General features: G+C 63.9%; 11 protein-coding genes. 7 read left to right on the top strand and 4 right to left on the bottom strand.

Annotation, left to right across the window (positions count from 1 at the left end; genetic code table 11):
* Nucleotides 1–98 precede the first annotated feature (98 nt).
* The 5 genes from GR138_RS24390 (at nt 99) to GR138_RS24370 (ending at nt 6,779) form a co-directional block, all read left to right on the top strand.
* Nucleotides 99–992: a LysR substrate-binding domain-containing protein gene (locus GR138_RS24390; protein WP_160861870.1), complete on the top strand. Its 894-nt coding sequence runs from the start codon at nt 99–101 to the stop codon at nt 990–992.
* Nucleotides 993–1,174: 182 nt separating this feature from the next.
* Nucleotides 1,175–2,599, top strand: coding sequence for an aldehyde dehydrogenase (aldA, locus tag GR138_RS24385; RefSeq protein WP_160861869.1), 1,425 nt, complete (start codon nt 1,175–1,177; stop codon nt 2,597–2,599).
* Nucleotides 2,600–2,650: 51 nt separating this feature from the next.
* A complete protein-coding gene (locus GR138_RS24380) occupies nt 2,651–3,934 on the top strand; it encodes an MFS transporter (protein WP_160861868.1) in 1,284 nt (427 codons plus the stop codon).
* 3 nt (nt 3,935–3,937) lie between these two features.
* Nucleotides 3,938–5,155, top strand: a complete 1,218-nt coding sequence (locus GR138_RS24375) for a mandelate racemase/muconate lactonizing enzyme family protein (RefSeq protein WP_160861867.1) — start codon at nt 3,938–3,940, stop codon at nt 5,153–5,155.
* A 10-nt stretch (nt 5,156–5,165) separates the two neighbouring features.
* The gene (locus tag GR138_RS24370) at nt 5,166–6,779 is read left to right on the top strand and encodes a GMC family oxidoreductase (protein ID WP_160861866.1); all 1,614 of its coding nucleotides are present in this window, start codon (nt 5,166–5,168) and stop codon (nt 6,777–6,779) included.
* Here the strand turns inward: GR138_RS24370 and GR138_RS24365 are convergent.
* On the bottom strand, nt 6,776–8,395 hold the full coding sequence (locus tag GR138_RS24365; RefSeq protein WP_160861865.1) for a SulP family inorganic anion transporter: 1,620 nt from the start codon (nt 8,393–8,395) through the stop codon (nt 6,776–6,778). The genes GR138_RS24370 and GR138_RS24365 overlap by 4 nt on opposite strands.
* Before the next feature lie 192 nt (nt 8,396–8,587).
* Here GR138_RS24365 and mprF point away from each other — a divergent pair, with 192 nt between their 5' ends.
* Nucleotides 8,588–11,185: a bifunctional lysylphosphatidylglycerol flippase/synthetase MprF gene (gene mprF / locus GR138_RS24360; RefSeq protein WP_160861864.1), complete on the top strand. Its 2,598-nt coding sequence runs from the start codon at nt 8,588–8,590 to the stop codon at nt 11,183–11,185.
* Nucleotides 11,182–12,549, top strand: a complete 1,368-nt coding sequence (locus tag GR138_RS24355; protein WP_160861863.1) for a virulence factor family protein — start codon at nt 11,182–11,184, stop codon at nt 12,547–12,549. Before mprF ends, GR138_RS24355 begins: the two co-directional genes overlap by 4 nt.
* A 25-nt stretch (nt 12,550–12,574) precedes the next feature.
* Here GR138_RS24355 and GR138_RS24350 read toward each other — a convergent pair whose 3' ends face one another.
* From GR138_RS24350 to GR138_RS24340, 3 genes are read right to left on the bottom strand one after another with little or no spacing between them, the layout of a single operon-like run.
* Nucleotides 12,575–13,420 (bottom strand): cupin domain-containing protein, encoded by an 846-nt coding sequence (locus GR138_RS24350; RefSeq protein ID WP_160861862.1) that lies wholly within the window; start codon nt 13,418–13,420, stop codon nt 12,575–12,577.
* 30 nt (nt 13,421–13,450) lie between these two features.
* Nucleotides 13,451–14,017, bottom strand: coding sequence for a TetR/AcrR family transcriptional regulator (locus GR138_RS24345; RefSeq protein WP_160861861.1), 567 nt, complete (start codon nt 14,015–14,017; stop codon nt 13,451–13,453).
* A 32-nt stretch (nt 14,018–14,049) separates the two neighbouring features.
* Nucleotides 14,050–15,132 carry a Gfo/Idh/MocA family protein gene (locus GR138_RS24340; RefSeq protein ID WP_160861860.1) on the bottom strand — a complete coding sequence of 361 codons (1,083 nt, stop codon included), beginning with the start codon at nt 15,130–15,132 and terminating at the stop codon, nt 14,050–14,052.

Here is a 15,132-nt window from a genome sequence, read left to right as displayed (position 1 = left end):
CGTACGGTCTTGCCTCTGTCGTTTTGCCGCCTCCCGACCGGCTATCCTGCCGGCGATCTTCACGTATGATGGCGGACGCAACATCATTCGAGAGGGTCATGCGAAGGCTTCCCGGGTTATCGGCAATGCGGGTGTTCGAGGTGGTCGGCCAGACCCGCAGTTTCACGCGGGCGGCCGAGCGGCTGAACCTGACGCAGAGCGCCGTCAGCAAACAGATCAAGAATCTCGAGGACGAAGTCGGCGAGGCGCTGGTCATCCGCCGCCACCACCGGCTCGAACTGACACCCGCAGGTGCAGCACTGCTCGAGACCATCCAGCAGGCGTTTCACAACATCGAGATGTCGCTGCGCGGCATTGCCGAAAAACAGAACCACAACCGGCTCCGGATCAACGTGCCGCCGACCTTTGCCAAGCGCTGGCTGGTGCCGCGGCTGGCGAGCCTCAAGGCCAGCCTGCCGGAGATCGATATCAGCATCGGCACCGCGCTTGCCGATACACTCGCCGAACGGGGCCTGCTCGACTGCGCCATCCGTTTCGGCGACGGCGAATGGCCGACGCTCGATTCCAGCCTTCTGATGAGCGAGAGGCACATCGTTGTCGCCGCACCGTCGCTGCTTGAAGGAAAGCTGCTCGCCACGCCCGGCGACCTCGCGCAGTTCACCTTCCTGCATGTGCTGGCCTCGCCCGACCAGCGCTACCGCACCTGGCGGCACTGGCTGGATGCCGCCGGATTTCCCGAACTCGACACCAACCGGGGGCTGGAGTTCGATGTGCTGGATCTTGCCATCGAGGCTGCGCGCTGCGGGCTTGGCATCACCATCGCCGACCGTTCCATGGTGGCAAGTGACCTTCGGACGGGAACGCTGAAACAGCTCTTCGACATCACGGTCGAGGGGCATGAATCCTACTGGTTCGTCACCCGCCCGCAGACCGCCATCCCACCCAATGTCCAGGCTTTTCGCGCTTGGCTATTGCGGGAGGCCGCTGATTGAAGCGCAAGCATTCCTTCGGGGAATGCTACACCCGAAAATTACTCGTTTGTGCATTCTCGCCCAAGCGCATTTGGTGGCGCATAGCGAACGGCTAGGGAGAGAGGCCGTCCCGTCGATTGTCAAGGTTCTCTCCTTCGGCCGCCCCGTCTCTTCCGACCGGCGGCCCGCCGAGGTGAGTGACCATGAGCGAGTATCGCAATTTCTACGCCGGCCGTTTCGTCGAAGCGTCTTCTCCCAAAAGAATCGATGTCAGGAACCCGGCGACGGGAGAGGTCTTCACCTCCGTGCCCGCGGCAAGCGAGGCCGATGTGATCGCCGCCGTCGATGCCGCCCGGACAGCGCAGCACGCCTGGCGTGCCCTTCCTGCCATCGAGCGCGGCAATGCCTTGCGGCGTCTTGCCGATACCCTCATCCAGCGCGCCGAGCGGATCGGTACGGCACTCGCCGCCGAATCCGGCAAAAGCCTGGCGGACGCGACCAGCGAGGTTGTCTACGGCGTTGAACTGATGCGCTACCACGCCGAATGGGCACGCCGCATCGAGGGAGAGGTCATCGAAAGCGACAATGCCGCCGAAACGCTTCTCCTGCGCCGCGAGCCGATCGGCGTCGTCGCCTGCCTCATCCCCTTCAACTACCCCATCTACACGCTGGTGCGAAAAATCGCGCCGGCGCTGATTGCCGGCAATACCGTCGTCGTGCGGCCAAGCAATAACACGCCGGCCTCCGCGCTGGTCTTTGCCGAAGCGGTGCTGGACGCCGATCTCCCGGCCGGCCTCATCAACATCCTGACCATGGATCACGACGTCGCCCGCGTGCTCTCCACCCAGCCGGCGGTCGGCATGATCACGCTGACCGGAAGCGTCGGCGCCGGCCAGATCGTGCTCGACTATTGCAAGGCCAACATCGCGAAACCCTCGCTCGAACTCGGCGGCAAGACGCCCGTCATCGTCGAGCCGGATGCGGACATCGACGCCGTGGCTGCGGCCATCGTTGCCGCGAAAACCACGCATTGCGGCCAGGTCTGTACCAGTGCCGAGCGCCTCTATGTGCATGAGAGCGTACACGATGACCTGCTCGTCAAGCTCAAGGCGGCCTTCTCGGCCCGCGCCTTCGGCAACCGTTCGCAGGATGCCTCCCGCATGGGCCCGCTCGCCAATGAGACATCGCGCCAGCGCATCCACGCCATGGTGGAGCGCGCCCGCGCTGAGGGTGCCACCGTCGAGGCCGGCGGGTACCTGCCGGAGGGCGATGGCTACTTCTATCCGCCGACGCTTCTTTCCGGTTGCCGCCAGGACATGGAGATCGTGCGCGAGGAGGTGTTTGGTCCGGTACTCGCCGTGCTCTCCTATGCGGAATTCGACGATGCGCTGGCACTGGCGAGTGACCACCAGTTCGGCCTCAGCTCGGTGCTCTTCACGGAAAACTACCGCAAGGCCATGCGCGCCGCCGCGACCATCGAGGCTGGCGAACTCTATATCAACCGTTTCCCGGCCGATCCCTACCAGGGGTTCCATTCCGGCTGGAAGAAATCCGGCCTCGGCGGCGACGACGGCAAACACGGCATGCTGGAATTCACCCAGACCCGCCTCGTCATCCTGAAACACTGATCCACCCTATCGACCGGCCGGCCCAAGAGGGCCGGCGAGGAGGAGAACACCGTGAGCACCACCCTTGAACCCGCTGCCGCGACGGCCGTGGGCGAACGCGGGCGCTATCTGCAGCTTGCCCTGATCGTCATCGCCGCCGGCGCGATCTATCCGATCCTCTATCTGCGCCAATCCTACCAGACGACGATGCTGGAGGTGCTGCACCTGACGAATATCGACCTCGGCGTGCTCTATTCGATCCTCGGCACCGCCTTCCTCGTCTGCTACCTGCCGAGCGGCTGGCTGGCCGACCGCGTGCAGCCACGCCTGCTCATTCTCTTCTCCATGGTCGGCACCGGCCTTCTTGGCCTGTGGTATGCAACGCTGCCAGGCTACAGCGCGCTCATCGCCATCTATTGCGGATTCGGCGTCACGACGGGCCTCACCTTCTGGGCGGCGACGCTGAAACAGGTCAACCTCATCGCCCATGCGGACGAACAGGGGCGCTTCTTCGGCATCCTTGATGGCGGGCGAGGCCTCGTCGAAGCGCTGCTCGCCAGCGTCGCGATCGCCCTCTTCGTCTTCGTTTCCGAAACGCGCGGTGCCGGGCTCGCCAGCGGTTTTCGCGACGTTGTGTTGATGTATGCCATCACCTGCATCATCGTCGGTCTGGTCTATTTTGTGGTCTCCAAACCGGACACAACGACTACAGCGACGCGGGAACGCAAGGTGCGTGAAACCAGCTTCCTTTCCGACGTCAAAGCATTGCTTTCCATCCCCGAAATCTGGCTGGTCGCCGCCATCATCTTCTGCGGCTACCACGTCTTTCTCGCCACCTACAGCTTCTCGGCCTACTTGGAAGAAGGCGGGTTCGGCATTTCCGCCGCCATGGCCGGCTTCATCGCCATGCTGAAACTCTGGCTGCGCCCGGTCGGCGGCATCGGCGGCGGTTTCCTCGGCGACCGTTATTCGAAGGGTCGCGTGCTGCTCATCGCCTTCCTGCTTTCGGCGGCGAGCCTGATGGGTATGGTCCTGTTGCCCGGCACCGGCTCGACACTGGTACTGATTGGCCTCATCCTCTTCGTCGGTCTGCTGACCTATGCGATCCGCGGGCTCTACTGGGCGATCCTCGACGATTGCAACGTGCCACCCCACGTCACCGGCCTTGCCATCGGCATCATCTCGCTCGTCGGCTATGCACCGGATACCTATCTGCCGCTGGTCAACGGCTATCTTTCGGACCGCTATCCAGGCCTTGCCGGATACCAGTTCTACTTCAGCTATATTGCCGCCATCTGCCTCATCGGCGCGGTTACGACCGTGATCCTGATGGCCCGTCTCAAGCGAAAGGGGTAATCCATGAAACTCGTCTCCCTCAAGACACATGTCGTCGCCGTGCCCCCGCCGCATATCGGCGGCATGTACTGGATCTTCGTCCGCCTCCAGACCGCTTGTGGCATCGAAGGCGTCGGCGAGATCTACGCGACCTCCTTCCATCCGAGTGCGATGACCGCGCTGATTGACGACGTCTTCGAGCGCCATCTCCTTGGACACGATCCACACCGCATCGAACGCTTCTGGCGTTCGGCCTATTCCAGCGGCTTCACCCAGCGGCCCGACCCGACCATGATGGGCATCGTCTCCGGGCTCGAAATCGCCTGCTGGGACATTATCGGCAAGGCAGCCGGCCGGCCAGTCGCCGATCTCCTCGGCGGCACGGTGCACGAGAAGCTGCGGGCCTATACCTATCTCTATCCCATCAACGCGGCCGGCGAATACGATTACAACGATCCGGATCTTGCCGCCGAATGGGCGGTCAAGATGGTCGACATGGGCTTTTCGGCGGTCAAGTTCGATCCCGCCGGCCCCTACACCAACTATTCCGGCCACCAGCTTTCCCTCGGCGTCATGGACCGCTGCGAGGAATTCTGCCGCAAGATCCGCGAGGCCGTGGGTTCCAGCGCCGACCTGCTGTTCGGCACGCACGGCCAGATGGTGCCCTCGTCGGCGATCCGCCTCGCCAAACGCCTCGAAAAGTACGATCCATTGTGGTTCGAAGAGCCCGTGCCACCCGGCCAGGAGGCCGCCATGGCCGAGGTCGCCCGCGCGACCTCCATTCCCGTTTCGACGGGCGAGCGGCTGACCACCAAATACGAGTTCCAGCGCGTGCTGGAAACCAAGGCCGCCTCCATCCTGCAGATGAACGTGGCGCGCGTCGGCGGGCTGCTCGAAGCCAAGAAGATTGCCGGCATGGCCGAAGCCCACTACGCCCAGATCGCACCGCATCTCTACAACGGCCCGGTTGGCGCGGCGGCGAGTATCCAGCTTTCGGCGGCAACGCCCAATTTCCTCATCCACGAGGCGATCGTCGATTTCTCCGGCTTCCACGCCGAGGTGCTGAAGACCGGTCTCACCGTCGAGGACGGCTACATCATCCCCTCGCGCGAGCCAGGCCTCGGCATCGAGCTCAACCTCGACGTCGTCGAGCGTCACACGCCCTATACGAGCGAGCGTTTGCACCTGCAGATGGACAGCCAGCCCGCCGACGTGAAGGCATTTTCACCCGCGCGTGGTTGAGGAGAGGGGCATGACCTACGACTATATCATCGTCGGCGCCGGCTCGGCCGGGTGTATCCTAGCCAGCCGCCTCAGCGAGAACGGCAAGCACACGGTCCTCGTCGTCGAGGCCGGTGGCAACGACAATTCCTTCTGGTTCAAGATCCCGGTCGGCTATGCGCGCAGCTACTACAATCCGCGCGTCAACTGGATGTACAACAGCGAGCCGGAAGCCGAATTGAAGGGTCGCAACATCTACGTGCCGCGCGGGAAGGTGCAGGGCGGCTCGGGCTCGATCAACGCCATGATCTTCGTACGCGGCGCCCGCGAGGATTTCGACGACTGGGCGCGCGCCGGCAATCCCGGCTGGACCTATGAAGAGGTCCTGCCCTATTTCCGCAAGCTGGAAACCCATGCGAACGGTGCCTCCTCCTGGCATGGCGGCGACGGTCCGATCCACATCACCCCCATGCGCGGCATGACGCACCGCATCACCGACGCCTTCCTTGAAAGCTGCCGCACGCTCGGCCTGCCGATGAACGCGGATTTCAACGGTGCCGACATCGAGGGCGCTGGCGTCTACGACGTCAACACCAACCGCGGCCAGCGCTCTCATTCAAGTGCCGAATACCTGCGTCCAGCGCTAGGCCGTGCCAACCTGACGATCGAACGCAACACGCAGGTCGAGCGACTGACCTTCGCCGTGGACGGCCGCATCACCGGCATCGAGGTCCGTCAGGACGGACAGAAACGCACCTTCATTGCCCGCCGGGAAGTGATTCTGGCGGCCGGTGCAGTCGGCAGTCCGCAGATCATGCAGCTCTCGGGACTTGGCGACGGGGATATGCTGAAATCGGTCGGTCTCGACGTGCGCCGGCATCTGCCCGCCGTTGGGCGGAACATGCAGGATCATCTTTGCGCCAGCTACTACTATCGCGCGACGATCCCAACCCTCAACGACGAATTCGGCAGCCTCTTCGGTCAGGCGAAGCTCGGCCTCCAGTATCTCCTGACCGGCAAGGGCCCCTTCGCCATGAGCGTCAACCAGGCGGGCGGCTTCTTTCGCGGCGCCGAGGACGAGGCGCAACCGAACATCCAGCTCTATTTCAACCCACTCTCCTATCGCATTCCCAAGGATCCGAAGGCGGGGCTGAAGCCGGAACCCTATCCGGGCTACCTGATCTGCTTCAATTCCTGCCGGCCGGCAAGCCGGGGCAACATCACGATTACCTCCGCCGATCCGCTCGCCGCCCCGGCAATCCACCCGAACTACCTTTCGGCCAACAAGGATGTCGAGGAAGTGGTGCAGGGAAGCCGGTTGGTGCGGAAGATTGCCGCCGCCGCGGCCCTGTTCAGCGTCACCGCCGAAGAGGTCTCCCCCGGCCCCGACCTCAACAGCGACGAAGCATTGATCGACTATTTCCGCGAGAATTCCGGCTCGATCTATCACCTGTGTGGCACCTGCGCGATGGGCCCGGATCACGAGACGTCGGTGGTCGATGCCCGGTTGAAGGTGCACGGTGTCGAGGGCTTGCGCATCGTCGATGCCTCGATCTTCCCCAACATCACCGCCGGCAATATCAACGCGCCGACCATGATGGTGGCGGAAAAGGGTGCCGATCTCATCCTTGAGGATGCGGCCTAGGAGAGGCGCGGCTTGGAACCCAGTTGCGCCAACGCAACGGCATCATCGACGCTGTAGCTGAGACAATCCACCAGAGCAGGCGCGGCGAGTGCTATGAAATCGCGCACCCGGTCGTGGACGCGCGCATAGTGGACCGTCCTGCCGCTCGCGCGGAGCATCGCATCGAATTCGAGCAGCGCGTCCAGCGCCGTGCTATCGAGGTCAAAACTTTCTTCCAGGCTGACAACGAGGATATGCGTTGCAGGCTCTTCGCGGATGCGCGCCGCGATGACGTTCAGGACCGCATCCGCATTGGCGAAGAACAGCGGCTGCGCCGGCCGCCAGATGGCTATTCCGGCAATGGGCCTTGCGTCGGCATGGCGGGCGATGTCGACGAAATCGTGCCCCTCGCCCAGGCGGCCGAGGCGAGCGACATAGGGTGTCGCCAACCGGCGCAGGAGAGCGGCCAGCGACAGAGCGACGGCAAACAGGATGCCGTCCAGGACCCCGAAGGCGATGACGCCGCCCGCCGCGCCCAGCGCGATGAAGACGTCACGGTTGAGCGTCCGCAGGCGCAGCAGCGGGCGTGGATCAAGCGCATGGGTCAGCGCCGCGATGACCACGGCCGCCAAAACGGGCTGGGGAAGGCTGGCGACGAGATCCCCAGCGAAGACAACAATCAGCACAAGCCCGACGGCCGCGATCATGCCGGTCATGCGAGTTTGCGCGCCGGCGGCTTCACTTGCCGCACCCGCCGAAAAGCCGGCGCCGACCGGCATTCCCTGGACAAGGGCGCTCGTGAGATTTGCCGCGCCGAGCGCGAAAAGCTCACGATCTGCCGTCACCGTGTCGCCATCGCGTAAGGAGAGCGACCGGATCGTGCCCCAGGACTCAGCAAAGAGGATGAGCACCATGGGCAGTGTATAAGGCAGGAGACCGGCAATCTCCTGCCACCGCACTGCCGACAGGGCCGGCCATGTCAGCGCCAACGGCACCGCGCCGACCAGGGCGACGCCGTGATCGTGCAAATCGAGCAGCCGCGCCGCCGCGATTCCGGCCCCAAGCACCAGGAGAGCACCGGGAAGAAACGGCAGGCGCCTGAGCAGCAACAAGGCCGCAAGCGCCGTAAAACCGACCAGAAGGCTGGGAACATGCCACTCCGGCCATCCAGAGAAAAACGAGTACACCTGCTGCAGCACATTCGCGCCTGCCGCCGGCATGCCGGCCATGGCCGGAAGCTGCCGCAGGATGATCGTCACAGCCAGGCCGAAGGCAAACCCCCGCAGAACCGGCCGTGACACGAAACCGGCCAGGTTGCCGAGCTTCAGCAGGGAAGCGAGGAGAAACAGCAGACCGACGCAGGCCGCAATCAGCGTGACGAGCACTGTCTTGTCGGCGATCGCCCCCGGAACAGCCGCCAGCATGGCGGCAAGGATCGCCGCGGACGACGATGTCGGGGTGACGATCGCAAAGCGGCTTTTCCCGAATGCGCCATAGATCAGGCAGCCGACGATCGCGGCCATGATCGCCCGTTGCGGCGCAAGGCCGGCAATGCCCGCATAGGCGACGGCCTCGGGAAACATCAGCCCCGCCACGGACAGGCCGGCAATCCAGTCCCTTGCGCGTATCACAGACATCGGCCATCCCGGTTCAAAGGCCCGACCTTACCCCGGTATGGTACGCCTTTGAACGGCCCGACCGGGTTTTCAAAGGTGAAAAAACGGCTCGCCGCGCCCCCCGCAAGGACGATCTGTGAAAAGGGGCAGACTGCCTGATATTTGCCACAAGCTGGGCGAGTATGCGGCCCTGAAACCAAGGCTGGGTGACCCATGTCGGATGAGAGCTTTGCGGTGAATGAAGATCGGTCATCGCGTTTCGTGCGACTGTTCTTGACATACAGGCTTTATCTCCTTGCCGCAGCAAGCCTGCTCGTCTTTGCGCTCGTTGCCCTCGGCCTCTATCGGCTGACGGCGGAGGTGCGCTACGAAGATGTTCTGGCCGCGCTCTCGGCAACCGCCTGGAGCGCCATCGCCATGGCCATGCTCTTCACTGGCCTCAGCTTCCTCGCTCTGATCTTCTACGACGCCAACGCCCTTGACCATATCGGCCGGCGACTACCCTTCCCCGCCGTCGCGGTCACCGCCTTCATGGCCTATGCGGTTGGCAACACCGTCGGCTTCGGCCCACTCAGCGGCGGGGCGATCCGCTTTCGCGCCTACTCCCGGCTTGGCCTCGCGCCCGGCGAAATCGCCCGCGTCATCGCCTTCGTCACGCTTTCCTTCGGCTTCGGCCTGCTCGCCGTCAGCGCGCTTGCGACGCTCGCCGTGGCGCCGCGCGTCGCAGGCATCCTCGGCATCGAGTCCTTCTGGCTGCGCATCCTTTCGGTCTTTGTTCTCGCCGCACTGGCCGCCGTGTTCTATGCCGGTCGCAAGGGCCATGCGATCAACCTCAAGGGTTTCAGCCTGCGGCTGCCAGACAGCCGTACGACCTCACGCCAGTTCCTCGTCTCGGCCTTCGATATCGCGGCGGCCGCATCGGTTCTCTACGTGCTGCTGCCCGATACCCATGTCGGCTGGCCGACCTTCCTTGCCGTCTACGCCGTGGCGATCGGCTTCGGCGTGCTCAGCCATGTGCCCGCCGGTCTCGGAGTCTTCGAGGCGGTGATCATGGCGGGACTGTCCAATGCCATCGGCATCGACCAACTGCTCGGCAGCCTCGTGCTCTACCGGCTGATCTACTACGTGCTGCCGCTGCTGCTGGCGACCGGCCTGCTGCTGATCACCGAAATGCGGCAACTGGCAATGCGGCCGGGCGTGGCGGAAGCGGCGCAGCTCGCCGGCAGGCTGGCACCGGCGCTGATCTCGACGCTCTCGCTACTGCTCGGGGCGATGCTGATTTTTTCGAGCGTCGTGCCGACGCCGGGCTCCGACCTCGATTTCATTTCCAACTACTTGCCGCTGCCGATCGTCGAGGGCGCGCATTTTCTCTCGAGCCTCATCGGGCTGCTGCTGGTCGTTGCGGCGCGCGGGCTTGGCCAGCGGCTGGACGGCGCCTGGTGGGTGGCGCTCATCGGCGCCTGCGTCGCCTTCGCCTTTGCCTTTCTCAAGGCGATCGCCCTGTTCGAGGCGGCGCTGCTCGCCCTCTTCATCCTGACGCTGCTTGCCAATCGCCGCGCTTTCGATCGCCACAGTTCTCTGCTGCGCCAGGCGCTCGGCCCCTCCTGGCTGGCCGCCATCGCCGTCATTCTCGTCACCGCCTTTGTCATCCTGCTCTTCGTCTACCGCGACACCGACTATGCGCACGAACTCTGGTGGCAGTTCGAATTTTCTGAGGAGGCTCCGCGCGGCCTGCGCGCGCTGCTCGGCCTTGCCATCGCCGCCTCGGTAATCGCGCTTCTCAGCCTGCTGCGACCGGCACATTATCGCACGCAAGGCCCGACAGAGGCGGAGCGGGAGCAGGCCGTTGCGGTAACCATGGGCCAGGATATGGCCGACGCCAACCTGGTGCGCATGGGCGACAAACGGCTGCTGTTTTCGCCATCCGGCAAGTCCTACATCATGTACGGCATCCATGGCCGCTCGTGGATCGCCCTTGCCGATCCTGTCGGGCGGGAAGAGGAATTCGCCGAACTCGTCTGGCAATTCGTCGGCGCCGCGCGGGCCGGCGGCGGACGGGCGGCCTTCTACCAGATCTCTCCGGTCCTGCTCTCGGCCTGCGCCGATGTGGGCCTGCGTGCCTTCAAGCTCGGCGAACTGGCGCTCGTTGACCTCGCCCGGTTCGAGATGAAAGGCAGCGGCTTTGCCAATCTCCGGCAATCCTACAATCGCGGTCTTCGTGATGGGCTGACCCTGTCCATCGTGCTGCCGGATGGCGTCCATGCCATCCTTTCCGATCTCAGGACCGTTTCCGGCGATTGGCTCGCCCATCACAACACCAAGGAAAAAACCTTCTCGCTCGGTGCTTTCGAGGATGCCTATGTGCTTTCGCAGCCCGTCGCCGTGGTGCGGCTCGCCGGGCGCATCGTCGCCTTCGCCACGCTGATGGTGACGGATACCAAGGCGGAGGCGACGGTCGACCTGATGCGGTTTTCCCCCGAGGCCCCGAAGGGCACGATGGATTTCCTCTTCGCCAGCATCCTCGAGTATCTGCGCGGCGAAGGCTACCGGCAGTTTAATCTCGGCATGGCGCCGCTGTCAGGCATGGCGCGGCGCGAGGCGGCCCCGGTCTGGGACCGTCTTGGCGGCACGCTGTTCGAACACGGCGAACGCTTCTACAATTTCAAGGGCTTGCGCGCCTTCAAGGCAAAGTTCCATCCCCGATGGGAGCCGCGTTATCTTGCGGTGTCGAACGGCACGAGCGCCGCACTTGCCCTGATGGATGTGACCTTCCTCATCGGCGGTGGCGTCAAAGGAGTGATTTCCAAATGAAGGTTTTCTATCGCCTTGCCACCCTCGGCCTCCTCGCCTGTTCCCTGCTTCCCGCGGCCGCGCAGGAAAAACCGCAGGCTTTTTCGACCGGCATGATCCCCGCCGATCACATCCTCATGCCGGACGGCACGCCCGGCGCGAGCGTCTTCCTGATCTCGGACGCCGCCGGATGGGGCAGCGACGAAGAAAAAATGGCGGCGGGGCTTGTCGCCAAGGGGGCTGCTGTCATTGGCATCGACTTTCCGACGTACCTCAAGACCCTGCAGGCCGATGTGGGTGATTGCGTCTACATGGTCTCCGACGTGGAAGCGCTCGCCCACCAAGTACAGCGCGCCGGTGGGGCGACACGCTACAACCCGCCGGTTCTCGCCGGCATCGGCGATGGCGGCGCGCTGGCGCTCGCAATGATTGCCCAGAGCCCCGCAGCGACCATCGGCGAGGCAATCGCCGTCGATCCCGCTGCCGGCATCCCGCTCGACAAGGTATTGTGCACGCCGGCGTCGAAGATGAAGGCGGACGGGCGCACCGTCTACAGCCTGGTGGACGGACCGCTGCCGGCCCCGGTCACCGTGTTTTTCACCAGCCTGGCCGATGAGGCTGGCCGCGACCATGTCACGGCGCTCAAGCAGGCTCATCCCGATATCGACGTGGAAGAGGAGACCGTCTCCGCCACGGATGCCCTCGGCCAAGTGCTCGCCGACCGGATTGATGCGGCCGGCGATACGGAGACGCCGCTCGGCCTGCCACTCACCATACTCAAGGCAACGCCGGCCTTCGATACCATGGCCGTGGTCTATTCCGGCGACGGCGGCTGGCGCGATATCGACAAGCAGGTGGCAGGTGCCCTGCAACAGCGCGGCATTCCCGTCGTCGGTGTGGATTCGCTACGTTACTTCTGGTCCGAGCGAAAACCGCAGGAAACGGCCGACGACCTCACCCGCATCATCGACGCGTTCCGCAAGGAATGGAACGTGCGGCATGTCCTGCTCGTCGGTTATTCCTTCGGAGCCGATGTCCTGCCGGCCACCTACAATTTGCTGTCGGCGGAAGACCAGGCGCGCGTGCCGCAACTCACACTGATGGCGCTTTCCCATCAGGTCGACTACGAGGTTTCCGTCGCCGGCTGGCTCGGGGTCGCCAGCGCTGGCGCGGCCGGCGACCCCGTTGCCGACATCGCAAAGATCGACGCCGGGCGGGTACAGTGCATCTATGGCACGGCCGAGGGCGACGACCCCTGCCCCACACTGACGTCCTCGGGCGTGCAATCGATCGGCATCGAAGGCGGCCATCATTTCGACGGCGACTACGAAGCACTGGCCGACCGCATCATCGAGGGCCTGAAGGCACGACTTCGGGAAAAATAGGGGCCGGGCCGCGGGCGAGAGAGCGTTACATCACCGGCGCCACACCGAACACAAATTCACACGGTGTGTGCGACATATTGAAATATTGGTGGTCAAAGCCGGCGGGGATGTAGAAGCCGTCGCGCGGGTTCAGTTCGAACCAGGCCTGGCCCTCGGCGTCCGGAATATGGATGTTGAGCACGCCCGAGACGACATAGAGGCATTCATCGCCGTTGTGGCGTTCGGTGGACGTGCGCTTGCCGCCCAGCACCGTTGTCTTGCCGACGGTCAACTGGTCTGTTGCACAGTAGAAGCCAGTATAGGCGCCTTGCGTCTCGGCATCGAGGCTCCAGAGCATATCGGCATCGCGCTTGGGATGGATGGTGCGAGCCTTGTTCTGCGCCTCCGCCTCCATCGGCCAGCGGCCCAGAAACTCCTGCTGGATATAGCGGTTTTCCGTGATCAGCGGTTTTGTACGGGCATAGGGGCCCGACGTGCCCTTGGCTGGCGGCGGGGCGAAGAACTCGAGCACGCGCACCTGTTCCTCGCCGAGGTTGAAGCCGTGGTGCCAGGTATCCTTGCGGAAGAACAGCGCCTCGCCCTGCTTGGCGATGCAGACCTCACCCGTCTCCGGATTGGCAAGCCCCAGCGTACCGCTGATCACGTAGAGCAGTTCATCCGCGCCGAAAATGGTGCGGAAAGCATCGGTATGCTTGAAGCAGCCGCCCGGTTGCATTCCGAAGACAATCTGGTGGATGTTTTCCGTGGAGGCATAGATCCAGTCATCGACGAGGCCGGCATTCTCCTCGCCCCAAAGATGGCGCGTCACGCCGGCATAGGGAATGTGGCTCGGTCGGTCGAAAACAGGGCGGGGGGAAGGCTTGTAGCCCATGGAAAACTCCTCGTTTTGAAAAATGGAGCGCTACGTTCCGGCGCTCTCGGGACGGGTGCGGCTGATAAGGCGGGCGATGACGGCCTGTTTCATGGCGGGGTCGAGATGCATGACGTTGAAGACCTCCGCCATCCACATGCCTTCGATGGCAAGACGGATGATCGTGGCCTCGACGGGGTCCAGGCCGTCCTGTTCGACGGCGGCCTGGCAACGGATATTCTGCTGGTGCACGATTTCCAGAAGATCGGGAAAATTCGACAGCGCCGCCGTGATACTGGCGCCGAGACGGTCGTATTGGTCGCCGGTGCTGGCCGCGCCGCCCATGGTGGCGGCGACATAGGCGCGCGTGTAACGGCCATGCGGCTCCTCGTCCTTGCCCTCAAGGCCGGAAAGGCCGGTCTCGAAGCGGTAGACGAAACGTTCGACCATGGCGCGCACCAGCGCGTCCTTGCTGGCGAAATGATAGAGGATGCCGCCTTTGCTGAGGCCGGTTACTTCCGCTACCTTATCGAAGGTGAGCGAGGAGACGCCTTCCTTGACGATGATCTCCTCGGCCGCGCTGAGGATGCGCTCCCGGGCGGTGCCACGTATTGCCATATCGAACTCCGATGCTGCTGCTGGTCTTCCCGCTATAGCTGCGAACTCTCGCGCAGGCGACCGACGATATCCGCCATCAGGGCAAGGTCCTGGCGGGAGTCGCCGAGCGTGGTCTTCGGCGTGGTGCCGTTGACGAGATGCTCGTGGAAGGCGCGTAGTTCGATGGCGAAGGGATCGGTATAGTTGGGCCCGAAGACCCGGGTTTCCGTCTCGGCGTCGGTCGAATCTGTCACCTCCAGCGAGGTCGGCAGGTTGCGGATATACGGCGTGTCGTAGCCGAAGCTGAGGCGACGGCGATCGGCATAGACCTCGATGCGGGCGTCGAAGCGCGCGACATTATCGATCAGCGCCTCGTAGATCGCGGTGAAGTGGCCGTAGTCGAAGAGTGCCACGATCTGCTCGCCGTTCTGCTTGTGATGGGCTGCGATCACCCGCTGCGGCAGACCGATCAGCTCGCGCATGGCCGAGAGGCTGTGCGAGGAGAGGCCGGTCAGCACCTGATAGGCGCGCATGAGGCCAGGGGACGCGTCCTTACCGGCGACATCGCGCAGCAGCGCCTCGGTTTCCGAGCGCGATTGTGCGAGAAAGTCCGCATCGAGATCGCGCGGGTAGAAAATGTTGCGGGTCTGCCGGATGAAGAACGGGCCTTCGCAGATAAGGTCGCGCACGCGCACGTACCGCAGCTCATCTCTTGCCGGCATCATCTCCTTGGCCTTGAGGAAGCTCGGCGAATAGCGCCGCATATAGGCAACGAAGACAAGACGGCCGGATTCCTTTGCCAGCGGCACGACATCGTCGATCTCGCCGAGCGTCAGGCAGGCGGGTTTTTCAAGGAAGACGTGTTTGCCGGCCCTCAGCGCCAAGTCGAGGTAGTGGCGGTGCGTCTGGTCAGGCGTCAGGATGAAGATGGCATCGATATCGGGCGCGGCAACCAGCGCTTCGGCACTCGCATAGGCACGGGTCGAATAACGCTCGGCGCAATGGGTCGTCAGGCTCGGCGAGACGTCGAAGACGCCGGCGACTTCGAACAGGTGCCGATGGTCGGCAAGGATCGGCAGGTGCATGAGCTGGCTTACTTCGCCAAGACCGATGAGACCGATACGGACGATACGCAT

Source organism: Shinella kummerowiae (assembly GCF_009827055.1).
In the GTDB taxonomy this organism is placed as follows: domain Bacteria; phylum Pseudomonadota; class Alphaproteobacteria; order Rhizobiales; family Rhizobiaceae; genus Shinella; species Shinella kummerowiae.
The sequence above is the reverse complement of the archived record's forward strand: the minus strand, read 5'-3'. Positions and strand labels throughout refer to the sequence as shown.

Coding starts and splice junctions, on each gene's coding strand:
- GR138_RS24390 (WP_160861870.1), top strand. CDS start 99: ATGCGAAGGCTTCCCGGGTTATCGGCAATGCGGGTGTTCGAGGTGGTC.
- GR138_RS24355 (WP_160861863.1), top strand. CDS start 11,182: ATGAAGGTTTTCTATCGCCTTGCCACCCTCGGCCTCCTCGCCTGTTCC.
- aldA (WP_160861869.1), top strand. CDS start 1,175: ATGAGCGAGTATCGCAATTTCTACGCCGGCCGTTTCGTCGAAGCGTCT.
- GR138_RS24375 (WP_160861867.1), top strand. CDS start 3,938: ATGAAACTCGTCTCCCTCAAGACACATGTCGTCGCCGTGCCCCCGCCG.
- GR138_RS24370 (WP_160861866.1), top strand. CDS start 5,166: ATGACCTACGACTATATCATCGTCGGCGCCGGCTCGGCCGGGTGTATC.
- GR138_RS24340 (WP_160861860.1), bottom strand. CDS start 15,132: ATGCGTATCGTCCGTATCGGTCTCATCGGTCTTGGCGAAGTAAGCCAG.
- GR138_RS24345 (WP_160861861.1), bottom strand. CDS start 14,017: ATGGCAATACGTGGCACCGCCCGGGAGCGCATCCTCAGCGCGGCCGAG.
- mprF (WP_160861864.1), top strand. CDS start 8,588: ATGTCGGATGAGAGCTTTGCGGTGAATGAAGATCGGTCATCGCGTTTC.
- GR138_RS24365 (WP_160861865.1), bottom strand. CDS start 8,395: ATGTCTGTGATACGCGCAAGGGACTGGATTGCCGGCCTGTCCGTGGCG.
- GR138_RS24350 (WP_160861862.1), bottom strand. CDS start 13,420: ATGGGCTACAAGCCTTCCCCCCGCCCTGTTTTCGACCGACCGAGCCAC.